At 41.1% G+C, this 6,874-nt stretch carries 6 protein-coding genes; 3 read left to right on the top strand and 3 right to left on the bottom strand.

The window, feature by feature from the left end:
* Positions 1 to 840, top strand: an 840-nt coding sequence (locus tag IJS99_01745; GenBank protein MBQ7560543.1) for a biotin--[acetyl-CoA-carboxylase] ligase, incomplete at its 5' end; no start/stop codon positions are given.
* 2 nt (positions 841 to 842) lie between these two features.
* A complete protein-coding gene (locus tag IJS99_01740; protein MBQ7560542.1) occupies positions 843 to 1,385 on the top strand; it encodes a biotin transporter BioY in 543 nt (180 codons plus the stop codon).
* Here IJS99_01740 and IJS99_01735 read toward each other — a convergent pair whose 3' ends face one another.
* The 3 genes from IJS99_01735 to IJS99_01725 are packed head-to-tail and all read right to left on the bottom strand — an operon-like array spanning position 1,386 to position 5,249.
* Complete coding sequence (locus tag IJS99_01735; GenBank protein MBQ7560541.1) at positions 1,386 to 2,300, bottom strand: AAA family ATPase; 915 nt, start codon at positions 2,298 to 2,300, stop codon at positions 1,386 to 1,388.
* Between the two features lie 28 nt (positions 2,301 to 2,328).
* Entirely contained in the window at positions 2,329 to 3,408 is a 1,080-nt protein-coding gene (locus IJS99_01730; protein MBQ7560540.1) for a ParA family protein, read from the bottom strand.
* Complete coding sequence (locus tag IJS99_01725; protein ID MBQ7560539.1) at positions 3,405 to 5,249, bottom strand: tetratricopeptide repeat protein; 1,845 nt, start codon at positions 5,247 to 5,249, stop codon at positions 3,405 to 3,407. The genes IJS99_01730 and IJS99_01725 overlap by 4 nt, the downstream gene beginning before the upstream one ends.
* 193 nt (positions 5,250 to 5,442) lie before the next feature.
* Here IJS99_01725 and glgB point away from each other — a divergent pair.
* Positions 5,443 to 6,874, top strand: a 1,432-nt coding sequence (glgB, locus tag IJS99_01720) for a 1,4-alpha-glucan branching protein GlgB (protein MBQ7560538.1), incomplete at its 3' end; no start/stop codon positions are given.

Genomic DNA, 6,874 nt, shown 5'->3' with positions numbered 1-6,874 from the left:
GGCTACAAAATTAAAGCAGTCTCTAATAAGGGCTACTCACTCGACAAAAATAGCGATCTCTTGACTGAAAACGGCATTAGATCATATTTGCGCGAAGATTCACGAGTCAGCGATATAATTTGTCTTGATAAAGTTGACTCTACTAATAATTATGCAAAGAAAATCGCTCTTGACGGGGCAAAACAGGGGACTCTAATCGCTGCGAATTCACAGACAGCAGGGCGCGGAAGATTCGGGCATGTTTTCGACTCACCGGCTGGGACGGGCTTATATATGAGTCTGATTTTACGGCCTAAAATTGAATCGCAAAAATTTCAATTTATCACAATTGCGGCGGCTGTTGCTGTGTGTCTTGCTATAAAAGATTTATGCGGACTCGATCCCGTTATAAAATGGGTCAATGATATTTATTTAGACGGCAAGAAAATTTGCGGAATTCTCACTGAAGCTGTAACAGGCTTTGAGAGCGGCGAAATTGAAAGCGTTATTACTGGAATCGGCATAAATATAACGACTCAAAAATTTTCAGGAGACTATAACGCGGGGGCATTGTTTCAGGACAATAATATAATCTGCTCAAGAAATTCAATTTGCGCGAGAATAGCAGACTATATTATGCAATTTGCTGATAATTTGAACTCTCAAGAAATAATAAACTCATATCGGGAACATTCGATTTTAACGGGCAAAAATATTACTTATATTAAAGACGGGCAAAAATTAAATGCTCATGTATCAGGAATTGACGACGAGGGCGGATTAATCATCATAAACGAATCAGGTAATCAAGAAATTTTGCGATCCGGAGAAGTTTTCACAATAAGGGAGAATTTATTATAACTATGCGAACAAAATATATTATTTTATGTGCTTTATTTGCGGCGTTAATTGCAATCGGGACTCATATAAGGATTCCCACGCCTTTACTGCCTTTGACTCTGCAAACATTATTTGTAGTCTTGGCCGGGCTCGTTCTGGGCAAAAATTACGGCGCAATTTCCGTTTGTGTCTATATCGGAGCAGGACTCGCGGGGCTGCCTGTCTTCACTGGTACTGTATTAAATCCTACATTCGGTTATATTCTGGGCTTTATAGGCGGGGCGTGGATTGCGGGATATATTGCTGAAAAATTTTCGCCGAGTCTCTTAACATGGATTGCGGGGGCTTTGGCAGGAATAATTATAATTTATGCGGCGGGGATTCCATATTATTATTTAATGAGTAAATATTACATCGGCAATGAATTAGGAGCTAAGACTCTATTACTTTATTTCGTGTTAATGCCTATGCCCGGCGATATTGTAAAGAGTGTTGCTGCCGGGCTTATTGTTCAGAGACTGCGAGCTTTCTTCCCGAATAATTTCACGTGGAGAAGAGAGAACTAATTATATTTCTAACTTTTCGAGAAATTCATCGCCTAACTCTTTTAACTCGCTAATAATGCGCTTTGCCGTGAGACTGAATCTCGGACGAGTCAACACTGCCGGGACTCCGTCTTTCGGGTAAGTGCCAAATACTGAGCTGTTATTTCTCACAAACTTGAAAATATAATAATCATGCTTGATTAACTCTTCCTTGTATGCCTGTTGTGCTGCGATAGGTTCACCCTTTGTAATATCTACCATCATGGGAACGACTCCGAGCATACTGGGATTTACAGGCGGGTAATTCTCTTCTGATAAAATATTTCTGTACTCTTCGTACTCGTCAAGATAATTAGCGATTTTCTTCTCAAGTTCGACTATACCCAGAGTCGACAAATAATCGAGTTTAGCAGGGACTATATAGCAATCACTCGCTAAAATGGCATTCTTTACCATGACGTAAAAATTTGGCGGGCAGTCAATCAGGACTAAATCATAATCATCGCGCATAGATTCAAGTTCTTTGCGTAAATAGCTGTGAATCCTGAGAGAATTACGCGCTAAAATTTCAATTGTCGGGCCGGTTGCGAGTCCTGCGAGTTCGACATCAATATTTATTAATTCCAAGTGCGAGCTAATGAGATCTAATTTTGCATTCTCAAGAGTCTTATTTACTGGAATCACAAGAGAAGACAACGGGGGAATATCAGCTTGTTTCTTTACGCCCTCAAAATAAGTCTTTAAAGTTTTCTTGCTGTTTGCGTAATTATCGCGCCAGTATTCAGGAGTCATAAAGCTGAAAGTTAAATGTGTCTGAGGGTCAATGTCAATTAATAAAACTCTTTTGCCCTGTGAAGCTGCATAAGCTCCTAAATTTGCTGTTAATATAGTCTTGCCGACTCCGCCTTTGTAGTTAATGACTGATACAACTTTCATGATAAATATTTGCCTCCTTCTATAAAATTTACATGTAAACTTGAGCCGAGCCGTTTTCGTCCCATTTTAGAGCGATTTTCACGGACTCATTTATTTGCGCATTAGTCATAACAGGTGCTAAATTCCCGCCCTCTTCAGTCAAAATATAAAATGTAAATCTATCATGATCAGCACTGTCAAATTCGGACTTGAGGGAGTCAATATCTAATTTTGCGCAAGAAATTTCACTAACTGCACCGAGCATTGAAAGCCACATATCTTTTTGCGAGTCATTAATCATGTCTATAATTTTTTGCTTTAAGTCCGGAGTCTCAACGCCTGAGTCTGACTCGTCATTGCTGAAATTTTCGCCCTCAAGACGCTTTAATAACTCGATTGCTGCGTCCTTATAACATTTTGCACCTCGTGAACGCGGAGAATATGCAAAAATTGACATTCCCATTCTTGACGCTTCTATGAGACTCACATTTTGATTTATGCAGGTATCAAATAAGACATCGCTAAAATTTTCCTTGACCTCGTTATAAATCTGACGTGCTATATATAATCTAGCATTATAATTTGTCATGAGAATTCCCGTAATTGCTAAATCTGGATTCAATCTTTCACGAAATACGGGCAATGACGAATTTAATAATTGCAAACCCAGCAAGCTGTAATATCCTCCATCCATAGGGACAATAATATTATTGCAGGCTGTTAATACATTTCTCGTGAAGACTCCTAACTGGGGCGGACTGTCAAGCAAAATATAATCATATCTATCTGATTCGATATTCGATAGGGCCTCGCGCAAAACTGTATCATCACTGATCGGCCCGTCGTGATTCAATTCGGCCATTACGATATTTAGCGAACTGGGAATAATATCAATATTTTCCTTGCGTGTTATTACATCGTCCCATGACATATCACCCGATAATAAATCAAAAACTTGAGGCTCATCGGGTAAAGGAGTAATGCCAAATCCCGCGCTTAAATTGCTTTGAGGATCCATATCAATTACTGCAATTTTCCGGCCAAGAAGGGCAAGAGCCGCGGCTATATTCTGACATGCCGTAGTTTTTCCGACTCCGCCCTTGAGATTGCAGAACCCTAAAATTTTCACTTAGATGCAGCCCCCTGACGCTTTAAGAAGGATTCTATTTCTTTATTAGGGTGAACTTTGAGACTTTCACGATATAAGTCAAGAGCTTCCTTCACTTTGCCTGATTTATAAAGCGCGTTTGCCTCGTTAATTTGCTTGTTTGCTGCACTGACTGCGTTGCGTTCCCTGATTGAACTCTCGAATCTCTTGAGCCAGTCCTTTAATTGCGGATTCTCTGAAATTGTCTGCGCCCTCCTGTAAAGATTCAATGCCTCGTCGAGTCTGCCCTGTGAATATAATTTGTCTGCCTCGTTTGATATTCTTTGAGCGTCTAATTTTGTCCCGATCCCGAAATCTTCAGGCCCTCTCAAAACTGTATCAGCCGGGAGTCTCACATTTCTTAATTGAGTTATTCTCCGTCTTGCGTCATCATTAGGCCAAACGTTTACACTTTCGCGGAATCTCTTTAATGCTTCCTGATTGCTATTTTTGCGCATTAACTCATTACCTTCACGATAAAGAGTCTGGGCTTGTCTCTCTCGTCTTGCTATTACACTTTGCAATTCTTCAATATGAGCCTTTAGAGTTGCGTCCGGGTTGCTTAAGACACTTGCGCCGTATTTTTGCAGGGCCTCCGTTAATTTGCCTTCACGTTCTAAAGAATTCCCCTCACCTGCGTATTTATCGGCGTTTGCTATGAGAGTCAAGCGATTTCTAATTTTTTCCATTCTGTCGCTCACTGAGTCATTTGATACTATTGCGATTCCCTTTGCGTAATATTCGAGTGCCTCCTCGAACATGTTTTCACTGTCATAAGCCCGCCCCGTGTCTATAAGCCAATTAGACTGCTGAACTAGTAATCTATAATCATTAACTTTCTGTTCGGCCTGTGCTATTTCTTCCGCATCAGTATCAAGAGGCCATATTACAGCAGCAGCACGCAAATTTTTCAAAGCATCATCAAATTTTTTGCTGGAGTCAAATTTTTTAGCGTCCGAACGTAATTTCTCGGCCTTTGTGAATCTCGCAAAATTCGTGTTAAATGCCCTCGTTCCGTCTACAATTTCAGAGTCTCTAGGTGCAAGATTTACGGCTTGATTTGCAAGTTTCACGGCGTTTGCATAATTTTTGCCTTCCCATTCTTCCTGTGATTTCTGCCATAGATTCCAAGCCTCGCGCTCACGTGAAGACTCTTCAAATCTTGACATGGGAATATTTATTCTTATTTTTGCCGAGCCCTGACCGAGTTTTATTCCCGATGAGTTAAAAGCAGTTACCATTATTTCACTTTCTCCGACACTTCCGCGCCTGATAAAAATTTCGTTCTCGTCCTGACTCATTAATGCCGTCGCCGCGTCTGATACAAATTTAAATGTGTGTTCGCCTTTGAATTCCGGTGCAAGTTCAGCGCGAATCTTAATGGGAGTATTCGCTAATAAATCGCTGTCTTTCATGACATTATTTGAATGCTTTGACGAGTCCCATAAAGTTAACGGCTTATCAACTACGACTTGAGAATTAATCACAAATTCCGTCGGTGTAATAGTGCTTTCTGAAGTCTCGATTATATCGCCGTTGTAATTAATGAAATTTGCTGTAACTTTAACGGGCTGTGTATCTAATGGAGTAAATGCAAACTCGCGCCCGCCTGCCCTGAGTGTGATTCTTGCCGGATTCTTGCCGGTTGTAGGAGCAACTGACCACTCAACAGACCCGCCCGAAGGTATTTGCGAACTCTGAACGGAAAAAATTACTTGCTCACCCACGTGAGGATCTGTATTTGTGAGAGTTACTGCAGCATTTGACGCACTAGTAATTAATAGCGATAACGACGCTGCTAAGATAAAATTTTTTATACGCATGAAATAAATTCCCCCTGTTTTTAGCTTTGATAAATAATATAAGTATGCTTAATTATACACTGATAAAAAGTAATTCATGCAAGACGCGTTAATTTGTGCGTGAAATTCTCTAAAACATGATATTATTCAAGTAACATGATTCAATCACGAGAATAAAATTTTTATTTATTATATTAGGAGGGTAAATTATCACATGGCAGGAAGCATAAGACATGGAGTATCGGCACTAAGCGATTATGATATTTTCCTGTTTAAACAAGGCACTCACTACAGTTTATATGACAAAATGGGAGCGATCCCCTTTACAGATCCTGCTGACGGAACAGAAGGAGTCGCATTTAGTGTCTGGGCTCCTAACGCTCAATCAGTAAGTGTTGTAGGAAATTTCAATTATTGGAACACTGAAGCACACCCGCTCGCACCACGCTGGGACGGTTCGGGAATATGGGAGGGCTTTGTCCCTGACCTCAAAAAATGGGAGCTTTACAAATTTTGCATTAAGAACGTTCACGGCGAAATCAAAGAAAAAATGGATCCCTTCTCGCGCCTGTTCGAACTTCCACCGAGAACATCATCAATTACTCACTGGCCCGAATACGAATGGGGAGACTCTGACTGGCTAGCACACAGAGGCGAAAAAATGAATCTCGGCGCACCCTTAAGCGTTTATGAAGTGCATTTAGGCTCATGGCGGAGACACTGGGACGATGGTTTATCGCTGTCATATAAGGAAATGGCCGAAGAACTGCCCGGTTATTGCGAAGATATGGGATTCAACGCTGTAGAATTTTTGCCGGTTATGGAACATCCATTTTATGGCTCATGGGGTTATCAGACTTTAGGATATTTCGCGCCGACTTGCCGATATGGAACGCCTGAAGATTTCATGAAATTAGTAGACGAACTTCACAAGAAAAATATCGCAGTAATTCTTGACTTTGTACCGAGCCACTTCCCGACCGATGATTTTGGACTCGCACGCTATGACGGGACAGCATTATACGAACACGAAGACCCGCGCAGGGGTTATCATCCTGACTGGGGCAGCTATATATTTAATTACGGCCGCAATGAAGTTAGAAGTTTCTTGATTTCAAGTGCTGCATTCTGGATTGATAAATATCACGCTGACGGTTTAAGAATCGATGCTGTTGCGTCAATGTTATATCTTAATTATTCAAGACGTGACGGCGAATGGATTCCAAACGTATACGGCGGAAAAGAAAATCTTGAGGCAATTTCACTATTAAGAGATCTCAACAGCGAATTATTCGGCAGATTCGGGACTATTCAGACAATCGCGGAAGAGAGCACAGACTGGCCGATGGTAACGCGTCCGGTATTCTTAGGGGGACTCGGGTTCGGCATGAAGTGGAACATGGGCTGGATGCATGACACTTTAGAATATATGAGTCTTGAGCCCATTTATCGCAGCTGGCATCAGAATCAATTAACGTTTAGTATCTGGTACGCATTCAGTGAAAATTTTATGCTCTCGATTTCACATGATGAAGTAGTACACGGTAAAGGATCGCTAATTAATAAGATGTCGGGCGACTGGTGGCAGAAACGCGCGAATTTGAGACTCTTACTCGGTTATATGTGGGCACATCCGGGCAAAAAAT

Source organism: Synergistaceae bacterium, assembly GCA_017444345.1.
Taxonomy (GTDB): domain Bacteria; phylum Synergistota; class Synergistia; order Synergistales; family Aminobacteriaceae; genus JAFUXM01.
Note: the sequence above shows the minus strand (reverse complement) of the source record. Positions and strands in the feature narration are given on the sequence as shown.

Coding starts and splice junctions, on each gene's coding strand:
- IJS99_01740 (MBQ7560542.1), top strand. CDS start 843: ATGCGAACAAAATATATTATTTTATGTGCTTTATTTGCGGCGTTAATT.
- IJS99_01725 (MBQ7560539.1), bottom strand. CDS start 5,249: ATGCGTATAAAAAATTTTATCTTAGCAGCGTCGTTATCGCTATTAATT.
- IJS99_01735 (MBQ7560541.1), bottom strand. CDS start 2,300: ATGAAAGTTGTATCAGTCATTAACTACAAAGGCGGAGTCGGCAAGACT.